Genomic DNA, 14,504 nt, shown 5'->3' on the forward strand with positions numbered 1-14,504 from the left:
AGCCGTTGTACGGGGTTCCTCGCCCACCGGAGAGCCCTCTGGTGGGCGCCTGCGTCTTGGGCGGCATCCCGGGCCGAGTGCAGGGGCGGGAGGTTCAGGACGATGGGCGGCCTCCCGGGCCGAGTGCAGCGGCGGGAGGTCGATCGTGACCGGCGTGTCCCTGCGGGGCGGGAGGAGCCCTCCAGGCAGAGGCGCAGGGCCGTGTGTCGCCGGCCAAGGCCAGGTCCACCGCCTTGCGGGTCAGGGCCTCGGCCTCATCTTCCAGCAGCGCCTGGGCAGCTTGGGTGGTCTTGTTGCGGCTGCCCCGAGGGCGACCAGGATTGCCGAGGGCGAACCGGCCGTTGGCGTTGCGAGGGGCCTCCAGGAGGAGGGGAGCAGCCGTATCCGTGCCGCTGATACGGTTCCGGTCCACCACCCCCTGGCGGGTCTCGGTAGGGACATAGGACACCCCATAGGGGTGTGTCCCTGTCTGTCCCTCCCTCCAGGGACAACGACGCCTGTCCCTGTCCTGTCCCTGTCTGTCTCTTTGATCATGTGGAGCCATCAACCTTCCAGACGTAGTCGTCCAACTGCTGCACTAGGCCCTTCTCGATCAGGCCCTTTTTGGCCCGGTCGAACGCCTTCTTGAACGCCTCTGGCTTGCCGTTCGCGGCCAGTCTGCGGTGCCGGCAATGCTCCCGCCACTGCTCGATCGTGACGACAGGGTCGCTCGGAAGACCCGGCTTGGTGATCGCCTGACCATGATGCTCGAGCGCCTCGGAGAGAGCCTGGAGAGCCGTGCCGGCCTGACCCCCGAGCCGCTGGTGTTGCGCGATCTTCACGTCGTTGCTCAGCAGAGGCACGAGCGTTGTCTGGTCCTCGTGGCCAGGCACTGGGACCGTTTGCAAGCGGAAGCCCCAGCGTCCCTGGCTGTCGCTGTCCTTGTGCCGGTCGACTGTGAGAACCGTGGTCAGCGCCTTCATGTCTCCTTCGGCCTTGAGCCGGGTGTCGAACGACCCCCAGAAGTGGGAGTGTCCGCGAAGACGCTTCTCGTCTCCCCAACCGCTATGCGCGACTACCAGAACCGTGCATCCGACCGCGCGCACGATGCGGTTGAGGTTCCGCACCCACGCCCGCGCGGTCTCATGGTCCGTCTCCGAGCCCTCCATAGACGAGCCGAATATGTCTACGACGATGAGGCGGAAGGCTCCCTTGGGACTTCCCGGACCGGGAACCACGTCGCGCTGCACCCGCATGGAGGCGCAGGCGTCTAGCAGATCCTCCACTGCATCATCGTCGTCCAGAGCGACTTCCTGGGGGTAGAGGTGGATGTTGTTCCGCTCCTCCGGCGGGATACCATGAGCCTCCATCCACCCCGGGATGCGCTGCGTGGCCACGCCGCGACCCCCTTCAGTCGCGATGTAGAGAACCGGTCCAAGATCCAGGATCGGCTGTCCATGCCACGTGTGGCCGGTCGCGACCGAGCAAGCAATGTCGATGGCCAGGAACGACTTGAAGGTGTTGGACTTGCCGAACAGGAGAGCCGAGGTCCCGCGCGTCAGCAGGCCCTTGATCAGCCAATCGGGCTTGGGGAGGGCGACCATTTCGGGGTAGGTGAGGAAGTGGGGGAGCGACCTGGGCGTCCTCCTCTGATCCAAACCCCCTTCCATGGGTCGCAGCGGCCGGAGCGGCGTCAGATACGTGCGGTTGCTCACCGAGGACCTGCGGGCCGGACACATCACACACCTCCTACGACATGGGAGGCGAGCCACTGGTCCAGGTCGGTCCTGCGGTAGAGAACTACCTTGCCCAGTTTCACGAACGCCGGGCCGCGATGGCGGTTCTCGGCCATCCGCAACTTGGCCAAGAATGAGACCGAAAGGCCGAGGTATTCCGCTGCCCGTTGAGGATCGAGGTAGTCGGGCTCAAACCCATGGACTTCGACTTCGACCTTGCCAAGTTGAGTTCGAGGTCGAGCCATCCGCCTCAAGTTGGCGCCAGCCGCAACGGAGGTAGCGGGGCCTTGTCCTTCAAGCCGTCTATCTTCGGTCCGAGGCGCCATCGCGCATGTTCCCTTCGGCGACTGCGGCTGCCTTGCGGACGGAGCGGTGTCCGCGCAGGCACCTGCGTTCTAGGTTTCCACGACTGGATAAAGGGAGGGTATCGCCTGACTTCAATAGGCGTCGTCAGGAACTATCTAGAAAAATCAATGACTTATACTGCCATTGGCAGTCAGCGACTGGTCGGGTGAGAGGGATCGACCGTTGCAGCCAAGACCTCCAGGGCTGCTCGCTTCTCTGTGCGGTAGATGTTCCGGTCGTAGATTGCCGTGACCCCCCTGTCGGCATGGCCCAGGACCCGCTCGACAATGAAGCGTGACACGCCGCCGCCTGTCATCAGCGTTGCCGCCGTGCGTCGAATATCATGAAAGCGCCAGTCAGCCAGAACCTCCTGGGGCAGGAGCGGTCGCCCGTTGGCTTGGGCCGCTGCAGCGTTCACGGCTGCCGTGAACCGGTCCTTCTGTCTTGAGCCAGGACTGATGGGCCGGTCACCGCGGGTAGTGAAGACATACGGTCCCAGCCGGGGTTGCTCAGCAATGAGTGCAGCGAGGGCACTTGAGAGCGGCACCTCATGGGCCGCTGCCTTGGCGGTCCGAGTGGCCTTCATCTTCTCGCGCGGGATGATCCAGAGGTCGCCGTGGAGTTCGTCCCAACGCATCTGGGCCACGTTGCTCAGGCGCTGCGCCGAGAGCATCAGGACCTTGAGGAATGGTCCGAAGGGATAGGGTTCCCGTCTAGCGGCCTCCCAGAGGGCCTGCCACTCGCTGGGGGAGAGAACCCGCTCCCTAGCGGGAGCCTTCTCGCGGGCCTTGAGGGTAGCCCAGGGGTTCACGTCAATGATCCGTTCGTCGGCCGCCCAGGCGAACATGGGCCGTAGGTAGCGAATGACGCTCGCCGCGCGGAGAGGCGAGGAGTGGAGCGCGACGTGGTCACGCAGGTCGAGCCCGTGGTGGATAGAGAGGTCGCTCAGCCGGACACGGGCCAAGCGAGGCTCGCCCCAGACATGCCAGACCGACTGCACGTCGTGCCAAGATCGCATCTGAGGAGCCCTTGCCGCTGCATAGCGCTCAAACAGTTCGCCGACCGTGCGGACCTCGCGGGCTCGGCCGGCACCTATCGAGTTCTCCTTGATTGTCTCAGCGGCCTTGCGGGCATCTTTGACCGACAGGCTCGGGAAAGTGCCTAGCCGGACGCGCTTCCGCGACTTGGGACCGGTCTGGACCACTACGTCCCAGACCTTGGTGCCCTTCTTGCCCACCCGGAGGACCAGACCGGGGACCACCTCATCGCGGACCTCATAGCCCTCCGCTCTGGGGCGAAGGTCGGCCGCCTTCTTCTCGTTCAACCTGGTTGCCATCTTGTGCGGATCTTGTGCAAAGTTGTGCGTTCCCATCGGTTCCTGATGGTTTCCTGGGTTGCACAATACGTCAGAAACCTTAGAGAATGAACCCATAGGAAGCGACAGGAACCTAGAACCAACGAAATCATAATCCGTGTGTCGGGGGTTCAAATCCCTCCTCCGCTACCACCATTCCCCGATAAAGCGACGCCTCTTTGCCTAGGATGGCCGCGAGGTGGCCTTCCACCACTACGTTCGTCGCCGTCGCCTCCGGCGTGACTACGACACGGGCCACGAGTTCGCGGAGGACCTGGACAGCTTCCAATGCCTCGCCGGTGGCGAGGTGTGCCGCAAGATCCTCGATGGCAGCGAGATACCGGTCGAGGGCACGGGGGTGAAGCTCCACGACCTCGGTGTCCGTCGTGGCTTCCGCTGCCGCTGCTTCCGCCTTGCGCGCTGCATCCAACAGCTCGCGGATGGTGCGCTCGGCTTCGGGTCCGTCGGTCATGCTCTGGATGTAGAGACGGTGAGCACGGTCGTAGGCGGACCGCGCCTGAGCCGCCGCTCGCTCGAGCTTGACCCGGTCGCGCTTGGCCGCGGCCCGAGCACGTTGACGCTCCTCGTGATAGGCGCTGAGGTAGGCCTTTACGTAGATCGGGTTAGCGAGTTCCTCGCGCAGGCCGGCGAAGATGGCCGCCTCGATCCGGTCGATGCGGACCTCCCGGCGGTTTGTGCAGGTTCCGCTCTCCTTGCTGGTTGTGCACCGCCCCCAGACGGCGCTCCCGTTGCTTTTCGAGATAGCCAGGCCACCGTCACAGCAGCCGCAGCGCAGAAGCCCGGAAAAGGGCCGCTTGGGCTTGGCATGGGCTCGCCCGTATGCCCCAGGGCCGCCGCTCTGACGGCGCGCTTCCTTGCGCCGGCGTGCGGCCTCGATGAGGTCGGGCGGGACGATGGCAAGGTGTGGCGCCGGAACGCGCTGCCAATCAGACTCGGGGTTGACCCGGCTCACCCGTTTGCCGGTGTCGGGGTTGCGGACCATCGACACCCGGTTCCAGACGATCATCCCACCGTAGATGGGGTTCAGCAGGAGGCCGCAGCCTCGCTCCGGCTGCCCGTTGATCGTGGATGCGTTCCAGCGCGTCCCGCGCGGTGGAGGAACACGGTCGGCGTTCAGCCGGCCTGCAATCTCGCGTGGACTGCGGCCGTCGATGTACTCCTCGAAAACGCGCCGGACCACGGCCGCTTCTTCGTCTTGGACGACGAGCTCGCCCGGACGACCTGGGGCAGGGCGATATCCATAGGCACGCCCGCCTGCCGAGCGCCCTTCCCGCACGACACCGGCAAGCCCACGATGCACCTTGCGCTTGTGACCTTCCATCCAGAGCTGACCGACGAGGCCGTGCACACCCACTTGGAGAATGTCGGCGCGCCCCATACCGACGATGAGAATGTCCACTCCGAGGAACTCGAGACGCTTGTGGACGCCCGCGAGATCCCCTTGGTCGCGGCTGATGCGATCGAGCGCTTCTACAACCACAACATCGAAGCGGCCAGCCTTGGCGTCTGCCATAAGGTCGGAGAAACCTTCACGGCCGATGAGCGAGGCCGAGGTCCGAGCGCGATCGGCGTAGGTCTCGACGACGCTCAGGCCTTCGCGGACGGTGTAGGCCCGGCAAAGCTCAAGCTGATCCTCGACGGAGCGGTTCGACTGGAGGTCAGTCGAGTAGCGGGCGTACAGGGCCGCGCGACGGCCAACGGTCGGTTTTGGCATGGAAAGGCTCCCGAGGACTCGGCGGCAGTATCGGCGCGCGCCTGGGCTCGTGCCAAGGCCTCAACGAAGCGCAGGAGCTCAGGGTCAGGCGGCCGGTCCGAGAGGAGAAATGCTGTCAGCACCATCAGGACTCACTGGGCCGCCTGCCATCAGTCGCATCATCGTCGCCGAGCGACGGACCGATACTGTCCAGCTGCGACATCCCCAGTTCCGCCATGGCGGTGCGGTTTGCCGCCTGGACGTAGCGCTGCACCTCACTCAGGGTCCGATGACCGGTAATCGCCGCAATCTGCCAGGCTCCCACTCCTGCCTCTGCGAGCCGCCGGGCTATCGCCTTCCGCAGGCCGTGCGCCGAACAGTGTGACAGCCCAGCCCTGTTGCACCAAGTGCGCATGGAGTGGGACAAGCCCTTGGCAGACCGCTGTTGCCCAAGTTTGTTCTGAAGGAACGTCGCCTGATCCCGGGGGCAGAGCTCAAGCACCTCCCGAAGCTTGGGCATGATGGGGATGACGACCTCGACGTGGTCCTTCGCCTTCGCCGTCTTCCGTCGAACGTAGACCAGCTTCTCGCCTCGGTCAGTCTGTATAATGTTCTTCCAGCCGAGCTTCACCGCGTCCACGGTCGCAGCGCCGGTCCAGAGCATCAGCATCATGGCCGTATGCGGGACTGTCCCGCTCGGATGCCAGGCCAAGTACTGGCTGATCTCCTGTTCGGTCCAGGTGTGAAGTCCGTCGCTCTCAAGCTGGAAGCGATTCACTTCGCGAGCGGGGTTCGACTGCAAGTGCGCCAACTCGACACCCAAGTCCAAAACCTGAGCCAGGACCCGCAAACGGTGGTTCGCGGCGGCCGGGGTCTTCGCCTTCTTTGCCATGAATTCCCGCACGTGAATGGAAGTCATTCCCTTCACGCTCCTGTCGCCGTACTCACGCTCGATGGCCGTGAGGATGTAGCCGAGGTTCTGCTTCGTCCTGTCGGCGAGATTGTTGCCCGCGAGGAGGACCGGCCTCAGGCGCCTGACCAAGGAGCGGATGGTGTCCGTGCGATCATGGTCCTCGAGAGCGCAGTCGAGGACCTTCACGGTGCTCACCGCCTCCTGATGCCGGCGGATGAAGTCCTCGGAACCGTAGTCAGTCCCGAGGTCTACTGACTTGCCGTTCTTGCGGTAGCGGAAACGCAGTTGGCCGTGACGATCGCGGTAGGAGGATACGTTGGGGTAAGACCTGCGGTGCGGCATCTCAGTCCCAGTCACACTTCCGATGGTTGTTGGAGCTCTTCCCAGCGATGATAGAGACGGTGCCGGAGGGGCCGATGTCGGCTCTCCAGTCCGTGACGCCGGCCAACCGCATCGCCTTCGCAATGCGGGTCAGGTCAGCTTGCTTGATGAGGGCGGGGCGGGCGGGCATCGGTCCTCCGAGGTTGGGGTGTGAAGGCAAGGACAGTTGGACCCTAGCCCCGGCGGGGCTCGGGCAGCCGTCAAGTGGACGCTTCTGGGCTAGGGCGGTTTCTGGTTCCTAAATCCGCCATAGGGGAGGTGCTCTCCGAGCGGTTTGACGCGGGAGCGAGCCCGCGTTGGGACGCCGAGAGAGGCGGTAATGTCGCCGAGACAGCAATAACTCTGGGATGCGTTGCGGTGCTGAGGCGGCCTCTAAGTTCTCTCCATCCTTGTGGCATCTCTACTTGCGATGATTATATCGCTACTTGCGATGATTGTGTCAAGGGCTGATCTGTATCAACTCGCGATCATCGGAAGCGGAGAGGGCGATGGTGGATAAGAAGTACCCCAGCGAACGGCAGGACCAGTTCATCGTGAGGCTGCCTGACGGGATGCGGGATCGGATCAGGAGGGCGGCGGAGGTCAACAACCGTTCGATGAACGCCGAGATCGTAGCCACGTTGGAGGAGAAGTACCCGCCTGCCCCAGCCTCTATGGCCTTCAGCGACCTGGATGACCTCGGAAGTTACGTCCTTCAGGGAGCAGACGGGGCAGATCGCCAAGCTAGACTCGAGGAGGTCAACCGCCGGATTAGCGCGAGCCAAGAACTGGCTGGGTGGACCCTGCAGTTGTTCTCTCGGGGCACACACACGGCTGTGGCTTTCGTGCCGCCAAGCGGGTCTCCAGACGACACTTCCCGGACTGACCTGTTACTCAACGAACCCCGGTTCAAGCGCAAGACGAAGACCAAGTGAAGGGCAGACCAGATGAGGGGCCTGGCGGGCCGAGGATTCGATCCCGACCAGGAGCTAACCAGGCCCCGTCCCGGACGGCATCTAACGTGAACCAGATTGCCACGTGCCTCGTGCTCCTGGAGCCATGCCAACGAGTTCGTTGCCCAGCGCATAAGCCCCGGCCGGTCCAGCGTGGGTGTGACTAACACGAGAAGGTGCCTCCGATGGTCTGTTCCGACCCAGCGAAGTTGGAGTGCCGACAGAGCCGGCCGACTTCACAGGGGTTCAGGATCGGTACCCGTCGATGTATGTGACGAAGGGGCCTCCGGGAGTGCGTGATCGACCCAGTCAGGCTGGTCTCCTCGGCGAGTCTTCATCCCGGGGCCACGGGGTGTCTCCTGTCCGGACAAGTACCTTGAGCGGACTCGCAGCCGGCACAGTTCGCAGAGGCCACGGGACCCCAGATCGCAGTGCGGAGTGACGCTGCCGTCCGAAGCTGCGAACGCATCACCAACATGTGCCCGAGGGAGCCGTGTGGATGTCATGCGGCGGGCGCCGGTGCGCAGGCACCGGCTGATCTGGTTGAAAATCATCGTAGTGCCGCTACTCCGGCTCGCGGATCATCGCGATCTGATTCGAGGGGAGAACGATCCCCTTGTCGATCGCCTCACCATCGACTTCGAGCAGCTCGCCGACGACGAACCGACTGAACTGGAGCTCCTGTGCGAGGTCGCTAAGGGTGGGCGACGCAAACCGCACGATGAGCCTCTCGGAGCAGCCGCGCAGGTTGACCATGAACACGCTCATCCGAGCTACCCCTCCATGCCCGTGTGCGAGGTCAGGCCAGATTGGGCGAGGGTGAGGCGGGTGCGGGTCCGACCCAGCGGCGCCTTGTTGCACGGCCACCAGATCACGGCGATTTCCCGGCGCCCCGGAGACAGGACCAGCGCCCCCAGCCGCTGTTCGACGGCGAACGGGAACTCCGCATGGATTACCTCCTCGGTCTCGATGGAGCCATCGTCGTGAAGGTAAGCCGGCACCCGGTGGGTACCGTCGTCGAGGGTCACCTCGACCGATCCGGACGTCCACGGCTCCGACCCGACGAGCCGCCCCGGGCGGTAGGACGAGGCGTCGATGTAGGTGCGCCGCCGACGGGGAAAGGTCAGCTCCGTCTGCACCATGAACGGGATGTATTCAGGAATCATTTCGTCCTCCTTAAGCAAGGAGGGCCAGCTTGATGTGGGGAGCGCGCACCTATAAGGTAATGCGCAGCCGCGATCGAGCTTGCACCTCGGTCTCCGGTTAGGGGTGTTGGAGCGTTGCAGCGCTCCGGCACCCCGATTCTCATCGTGATCTGAAGTTAACTACGTTTGTCGTTGACGCAATAGATTTTCAGCGTGGCCAGAAAATTTCTTTGGAGCTATCTGTGCGCTGTTGTCAGGCTGATAAGACGCTCAAGCGGGATCATTGGCGAACCACTGCAAGCGTTCGCCACAGTTGTTCTTCAATCCATTGATTTCTGACGACTTTCAGCGTTCATGGGCCTTTTGGTGGGAAGACCACTTCCTAATCTTATCAACCAGTTACTTTGACGAACCGGCGTGTAAGATCCTTAGATTGCCTGGCGAAGCGTTCAGGGTTGACGAACGTCGGTTGGTCAGAAGTTAGATCGTCTCTCGACAGGAGTCTTTCTAGACGATTCCTGCTGATGCAGTAGGGTGCTGGTTTGATTTCTATGCCGTGTTCGTTATTTAGGTTTTCTCGCGCGATGTTTCGTTGGAGGTATTTCTTACGGCGGCAAATAATTGATAATGATACTCTGCGGTTTCGTCTGCGCCGATAATGTGTGGCAACGACGAAGGGCGAGAGCGCAAGCACGGCGCGAGCCGCCGGCGACAGGGGTGCAAGGTGCATTTGGCCGTGGACATCGCCACTGGGGATGTCAGGGTGGTGAGGGCTGCAGCCCGGTGTTGCCGGGCCTGCTCGCGCAGATCGGCCGCCCAGCCCGCTGGCACCGTCACAGCCGGCGGCGCTTGCGACACCCGCAAGTGCCACTCGGCCGTCCCTCAACGAGGCGCCACGACGATCGCCCCCGATCCGCCACAACGGTCGTGCCCGGAAAGAAGACTGTCCCGCCAGCCGGGCGCGGAGCGAGACCCTGCGGGCGACCCAGCACTTTGGACGGCCTCGTCGGAAACGTTGAACCAGCTACCGTGCCCGGAGTCGGGTCGAAGCTAAGATGCTGTGCCTCAAGTGCTTCGGAAACCACGTCATGGCCAAGAACCCCGACCATCAAACCGCCAAGGTCTACACCCGAATAGCCTCGATCAACCGATCCTTAGAGCTCGGCACGGCTGAGTCCGGGTGCATCGCCTCAACTCAAGAGTAAGGGGGTAACTCCACCCTCAGCCCGAGTACGTCACAACCCCCTCCAGAGGCGTCAGTTGCAGCGATGGGATGGCTGTCGATCCCCGGCAGGGAAACGGCGAGGCGCGCGCGGACGTGTCAGTAACCACCAAATTCCGAATTTCGGAGATCGGGCGTGAAATTCTGCTCCTCCTTCCCGAAATCGTGCGCCATGATCTTTAGGCGGACATGATCGGCTTGCCGGTCGTTTCGCTCGTGGCCACCCTTGAGCGGCCACCAGTCCAACTCTCCGGGCGCCGCTGGCGCCTCCAATGGGAGCGAATGATGACCGACTTCTCCACCGCGCGCACTCGCGCGATGCTCGACCTGTATCAGTTCGCTGCGAGTCGCCGCGATCAGCTGAGCGCTGACATCGGCGAGCACGCCCTTGGCTTGGCGTTGAGCGAACGCCGCCCCGATCCGTTCCTCGCACGCAGCGCTATCCGCAACGCGCGCTGTACTGTGCTTCGCCGCCTCCGGCGCGACGTCGCGCGCCGCGCCGAGTTGTCCCGGACGGACGGCCCGCCTGACGGTTCCTTCGACGCGGTGATGGCGAACGACACCATCAGCGCCATGGCCCGGCCGCCCTCGCCTGAGCGCGCCTTGATTATGCGCGGCGCGTTGAAGATGCTTCTCAATAAAGTGAAGAAGCAGTTGGGCGACCAAGGCGTCGAGGTGGCCAGCCGCTACCTGGATCCGATCGATGAGGTTGCCACCAATCTCGGTTGTTCAACTGCGCAGATCAAGCGCCTGCGTGCGGACGTGCGGAGTATTGCCGAGCAGTTGGCTGACGAAGTTCGCCCCTGACCGACGCCCGCAGCAGCGGGCGCAGTATCAACAGTGCCGACGGCCTCGGCCGTCGGCACATCACCGGATGCAAAGAATGACGAACTCGATCTTGAAGCCGAACCCTGCGGCCGAGAAGCGTGAGCCGGTTATCCAGACTGTGCAGGCCCTTCTCGCGCTGCGCGACTCCGGATTCAGCCTGCCCGCCGCATTGGCCGAAGTCGTCGACAACTCGATCGAGGCTAAGGCGCGCAACATTGAAGTGACACTGCACGAGGCCGTCGGCCGCAGCGGTAAGGGTCATGTCGACTACATCACCATCGTCGACGACGGCATCGGCATGCCACGTAAGGACCTCGCAAAGTATCTGGTTATCGGCTTCAGCACCCGCTGGATGCGGAAGGATACGATTGGCAAATATGGGGTCGGAGCCAAGCTCGCCGCGCTAAACTTTGGACGTTGCATCGACGTGTGGAGCCGCCAAGACGGCAAGTCCCCTTGGCTGCATGTAAGTATGGATCTGACCGCCATGGACGAGGCGGAAAAACGTGGCGAGTCGGATGCGGTCACGATCGCGCCGCCCGACGATACGCCGCCTTTAGAGGAGTGGGTGCCGAAGCCGCCGAAAGGCTCGGGCACCGTTGTGGTCTGGAGCGACGTTGATCGGCTCGAGGCCGGCCGTGCGCATGACAATTTCGACGGGCTCGTGCGCGAGGCCCGTCGCGAACTGGCGCGCATTTTTCGCGAGTTCATCAACGGCGGCGTGAAGCTGAAGGTCAACGGCTACGTCCTCGCGGCCGCCGATCCGCTTTTCCAGATGTCTGGCAGCTTCGCCGACGTGATCCTTGCAGAGGAAGCTAAGAAGAATAAGCGCGCGGTACTTGACCATTATCCTCCGAAGCTCGTCATTGCAGATCGCGAGGAGATTTATATCAAAGATGCCGACGCATCAGCCTATTTGACAGTCACTGTGGCGCCAGCAGCGGTTCTACGCGAGCGCGGCAAAGGCGGCGACGATCTCGCCCGAAGTCTGCACATCAACGAGGCGCAGGGTCTGATAAGCTTTGTGCGGTTCAAGCGAGAGATCTCCTACACGATTGTGCCACGCATGTTCCCGAGCGGCATTCGCGAGTCGGACCGCTTTATCGGCATCGAGGTCTCGTTCGATCCTGACCTCGATGAATATTTTGGCGTACGAAACGTCAAGCATGGAGTCGTCCCCCAGTTCGAACTGCGCAATCGCATCCGGACCATGCTGAAGCCTTACATCAACACGGCGCGAAAGGTGATCCAGGAGCAGTGGCGCGAGCAAGATCGGAAGAACAAGGTTAATGGCGGCGAACACGAGTCCGTCGTCGTGGCTGCGGCTGAGGTGGACAAGGGTTTGCCCAAGGCGAGGGCAGTTGCTTTATCTGAAGCCGCGGCGCTGCAGATCTACCGGGATCTTGCAAAGGATGTCGGTCACGAGGACCCCGCAGCTGTTAAGGACTATGTCGATAGGGTGAGCGCGCGTCCGTTCACGGTCGAGACCGTGGATGTGGCAGGGAAGCAGTTTCTCGACATCCATTATCTCGGCGGAAGCAAAGTCGTCGTGCGCGTGAACAAGCGGCATAAGTTCTACCGCGAGATCTGGGCCCCGCTCCTTGCCGTGAACAATGGTGAGGTCGAGGCATCTGATGACATGAAAACGCTCGCGCGTCGTGCCACCGACGCGTTCACGCTTATGGTGATCGCTTATGCGCGGGCGACGGCCATGAACGATGATCCCTCAGAGTATGAGGAGTTGAGCAGCTACTGGGGCATCTTCCTCGACACACTTATGTCGAAGGTGATGAGCGAATGACCGGCCCAGCAAAGCTTTCCTCTCCTCACGTGGGGCGCGGTCTCTCACGCCTTAACGATCTTCGGCCGCTGCTGATTCTACCTGACGACGACTTGCCCGGCGAGGTACTGATTCCCGCGTTCCGGGCGAGCACTTCAGCCGCGTGCATGATGGGGTTCTTCTCCTCCGCTTCGCTCGCAGCGCTGGCGCCCGGCCTCGCGACGTTCCTGAACGAGACCGGCGGCGCCCTTCGGCTGATCGCGAGTCCCTTCATTGCGCCGGAAGACCAGGCCGCCATCGAAGCCGGGACCGCTGATCCGGCCGGCGTCGCCGACGCTGCGCTCGCCAACCTCGTCGTCACCGAGGACGCACTTGCACGGCACACGCTCGACTGCCTTGCGCATCTGCTGAGGATGGGGCGGCTGGAGATCCGTATCGCCGTCATGCGCAACGGCCTTTTCCACCCTAAGGTGTGGCTCTTCTCGGACGGCGACGACCGGCTGGCGGTCCACGGCTCAAGCAATATGACCTCGGCGGGAATGACGTCGAACTACGAGCAGGTATCCATCTCAAAAGGTTGGGCTGACGCGACGCAGAACTTCGTTGTTGCGAAGCTTGACCATCGCTTCGAGCGGCTGTGGGGAAACGGGGACGATCACTGCGTGGTTCTCGGCGCCTCGGACGCGCTTCGAGCGGGCATTATGTCGGCCATAGGGTCCGAAAGGCCGACCGAGCCGGACTTTGGTGATCTTTTCCAACGTGCGGCGAAGGTGGCTCCCGCCGCCATTGCCGGGCCGCAGCCTACGGGCTTCACGATCCCGGCTGGTCTGCGCTACGAGGACGGCCCATTCGCACATCAGGGCGCCGCAGTAGTCGCATGGGTCAAAGCCGGCCATCGAGGCATCCTCGAGATGGCGACGGGGTCGGGTAAGACGATCACCGCCATGATCGCTGCGCACCGTTTGGTCGAAGCGGTGGGGCCGACACTTATCGTGGTCGCGGCACCTTACCGGCCTTTGATCGACCAGTGGTGCGAGGAAATCGCCCCCTTCGGCATCAGTCCGAACAACCTGACGCTACTCTCCGGAGCCGCCGCCCGCGCGAGCGCGTTGGCAAAGACCGCACGTCGCTTGAAGCACGGCCTCTCGCGTGCCGAAGCGGTCGTGGTCAGCCACGACACGCTCTGCACGCCAGAATTCTCGGACGCAACCCGGCGGCTCGGCGTCAATCTTCTACTTATCGCTGACGAGGCGCATAATCTCGGCCGCGTCGGCTTCATCTCCGAACCACCGGAGCAGTTCACCTACCGACTTGCTCTCTCCGCGACGCCGATACGGCAGTATGACGACGTCGGGACGGCGGGACTGACCCGGTTCTTCGGTGAGGTGGTCTTCCGTTTCACGCTAGAGGAGGCGATTGGGAAGTGCCTGGTCGAATACGATTACCATCTCAGGCCCACCTATCTCGACGATGATGAGATGGACCGCTGGTACGATCTAACCGCGAGAATTCGGCAGAACGCGTGGCGGACAGAGGGGGCAAGCCTGACGATTACCTAGCCAAGCTCTTCCGCGACCGGCGCGAGCTGCTCGAGACGAGTGCGGGCAAGATCGTCTCGCTTGACCGGGCGCTGGATGGTGTCGATCTCAAAAACCTTCGTCACATGCTGATCTACGCGACGGACAAGAGTCCTTCGCAGCTCGACGAGGTGAACGCCCTGCTTCGCCGGCGTGGGGTCGCCTTCCATCAACTGACCGCGGCGGAGACGGGCGACCGCACCAAGACGCGCGCAGTAATAGCAGCATTCCAAGCGGGGGACATCCAGGTCCTGACCGCCAAGCGCGTCTTGGACGAGGGGGTGAACATTCCGCAGATCCGGCGTGCTTACGTCCTCGCATCAACCACAGTCGAGCGTCAGTGGGTTCAGCGGCGTGGACGACTGCTTCGTACCTGCTCTGCGATTGGCAAAACTTCTGCGGATATTACAGACTTCTTGGCGCTCCCACCGGGGCTAGATTCAGCCAATCTGGACGACGATGCAAAGGCCCTCGTAAGGTCAGAGTTGAAGCGGGTTCAGGAGTTCGGTGCCCTCGCGCGGAACGCCGGCTCGACGGAGGGGCCGTTGGTGCTGACCGCGAAGCTTGTCGCGGCTGCTTTCGGGTGAAGGGGTAGGCC

General features: G+C 63.0%; 12 protein-coding genes and 1 pseudogene. 6 read left to right on the plus strand and 7 right to left on the minus strand.

All coding sequences use genetic code 11. From position 1 onward, the window contains the following. Window positions 1-530: 530 nt before the first annotated feature. From RUMESO_RS03410 to RUMESO_RS03425, 5 genes are all read right to left on the minus strand, one after another. A complete protein-coding gene (locus RUMESO_RS03410) occupies window positions 531-1,694 on the minus strand; it encodes an AAA family ATPase (RefSeq protein WP_169791123.1) in 1,164 nt (387 codons plus the stop codon). Between the two features lie 23 nt (window positions 1,695-1,717). Further along, window positions 1,718-2,041 (minus strand): helix-turn-helix domain-containing protein, encoded by a 324-nt coding sequence (locus RUMESO_RS28290; RefSeq protein WP_211262765.1) that lies wholly within the window; start codon window positions 2,039-2,041, stop codon window positions 1,718-1,720. Window positions 2,042-2,211: 170 nt separating this feature from the next. After that, window positions 2,212-3,384, minus strand: a complete 1,173-nt coding sequence (locus tag RUMESO_RS03415) for a tyrosine-type recombinase/integrase (RefSeq protein ID WP_169791124.1) — start codon at window positions 3,382-3,384, stop codon at window positions 2,212-2,214. A 139-nt stretch (window positions 3,385-3,523) separates the two neighbouring features. Next, a complete protein-coding gene (locus RUMESO_RS03420; protein WP_037278111.1) occupies window positions 3,524-5,149 on the minus strand; it encodes a recombinase family protein in 1,626 nt (541 codons plus the stop codon). A 124-nt stretch (window positions 5,150-5,273) separates the two neighbouring features. Then, window positions 5,274-6,383: a tyrosine-type recombinase/integrase gene (locus tag RUMESO_RS03425; RefSeq protein ID WP_051520977.1), complete on the minus strand. Its 1,110-nt coding sequence runs from the start codon at window positions 6,381-6,383 to the stop codon at window positions 5,274-5,276. A 527-nt stretch (window positions 6,384-6,910) separates the two neighbouring features. Between RUMESO_RS03425 and RUMESO_RS03430 the strand changes: the two genes are divergently transcribed. Further along, a complete protein-coding gene (locus RUMESO_RS03430; protein WP_051520978.1) occupies window positions 6,911-7,336 on the plus strand; it encodes an Arc family DNA-binding protein in 426 nt (141 codons plus the stop codon). Between the two features lie 582 nt (window positions 7,337-7,918). Here RUMESO_RS03430 and RUMESO_RS03435 read toward each other — a convergent pair. Together RUMESO_RS03435 and RUMESO_RS03440 are read right to left on the minus strand one after the other, a co-directional pair. Next, window positions 7,919-8,122 carry a hypothetical protein gene (locus RUMESO_RS03435; RefSeq protein WP_037278112.1) on the minus strand — a complete coding sequence of 68 codons (204 nt, stop codon included), beginning with the start codon at window positions 8,120-8,122 and terminating at the stop codon, window positions 7,919-7,921. Window positions 8,123-8,127: 5 nt separating this feature from the next. After that, window positions 8,128-8,520, minus strand: a complete 393-nt coding sequence (locus RUMESO_RS03440) for a hypothetical protein (RefSeq protein ID WP_037278113.1) — start codon at window positions 8,518-8,520, stop codon at window positions 8,128-8,130. Between the two features lie 643 nt (window positions 8,521-9,163). On the opposite strand from RUMESO_RS03440, the pseudogene RUMESO_RS26770 reads away from it, so the two are divergent. The 5 genes and pseudogenes from RUMESO_RS26770 to RUMESO_RS03460 all read left to right on the plus strand — a co-directional run. Beyond that, a pseudogene (locus RUMESO_RS26770) lies at window positions 9,164-9,704 on the plus strand (transposase); the annotation flags it as partial. A gap of 302 nt (window positions 9,705-10,006) precedes the next feature. Then, the gene (locus RUMESO_RS03445; protein WP_156362653.1) at window positions 10,007-10,528 is read left to right on the plus strand and encodes a hypothetical protein; all 522 of its coding nucleotides are present in this window, start codon (window positions 10,007-10,009) and stop codon (window positions 10,526-10,528) included. A gap of 76 nt (window positions 10,529-10,604) precedes the next feature. Beyond that, complete coding sequence (locus tag RUMESO_RS03450; RefSeq protein WP_051520979.1) at window positions 10,605-12,350, plus strand: ATP-binding protein; 1,746 nt, start codon at window positions 10,605-10,607, stop codon at window positions 12,348-12,350. After that, window positions 12,347-13,888 (plus strand): DEAD/DEAH box helicase, encoded by a 1,542-nt coding sequence (locus RUMESO_RS03455; protein WP_082483328.1) that lies wholly within the window; start codon window positions 12,347-12,349, stop codon window positions 13,886-13,888. The genes RUMESO_RS03450 and RUMESO_RS03455 overlap by 4 nt, the downstream gene beginning before the upstream one ends. Then, window positions 13,852-14,493, plus strand: coding sequence for a DEAD/DEAH box helicase (locus RUMESO_RS03460; RefSeq protein ID WP_156362655.1), 642 nt, complete (start codon window positions 13,852-13,854; stop codon window positions 14,491-14,493). Before RUMESO_RS03455 ends, RUMESO_RS03460 begins: the two co-directional genes overlap by 37 nt. The last annotated feature ends 11 nt before the right edge of the window (window positions 14,494-14,504 follow it).

The sequence above is a fragment of the Rubellimicrobium mesophilum DSM 19309 genome, assembly GCF_000600335.2.
In the GTDB taxonomy this organism is placed as follows: domain Bacteria; phylum Pseudomonadota; class Alphaproteobacteria; order Rhodobacterales; family Rhodobacteraceae; genus Rubellimicrobium; species Rubellimicrobium mesophilum.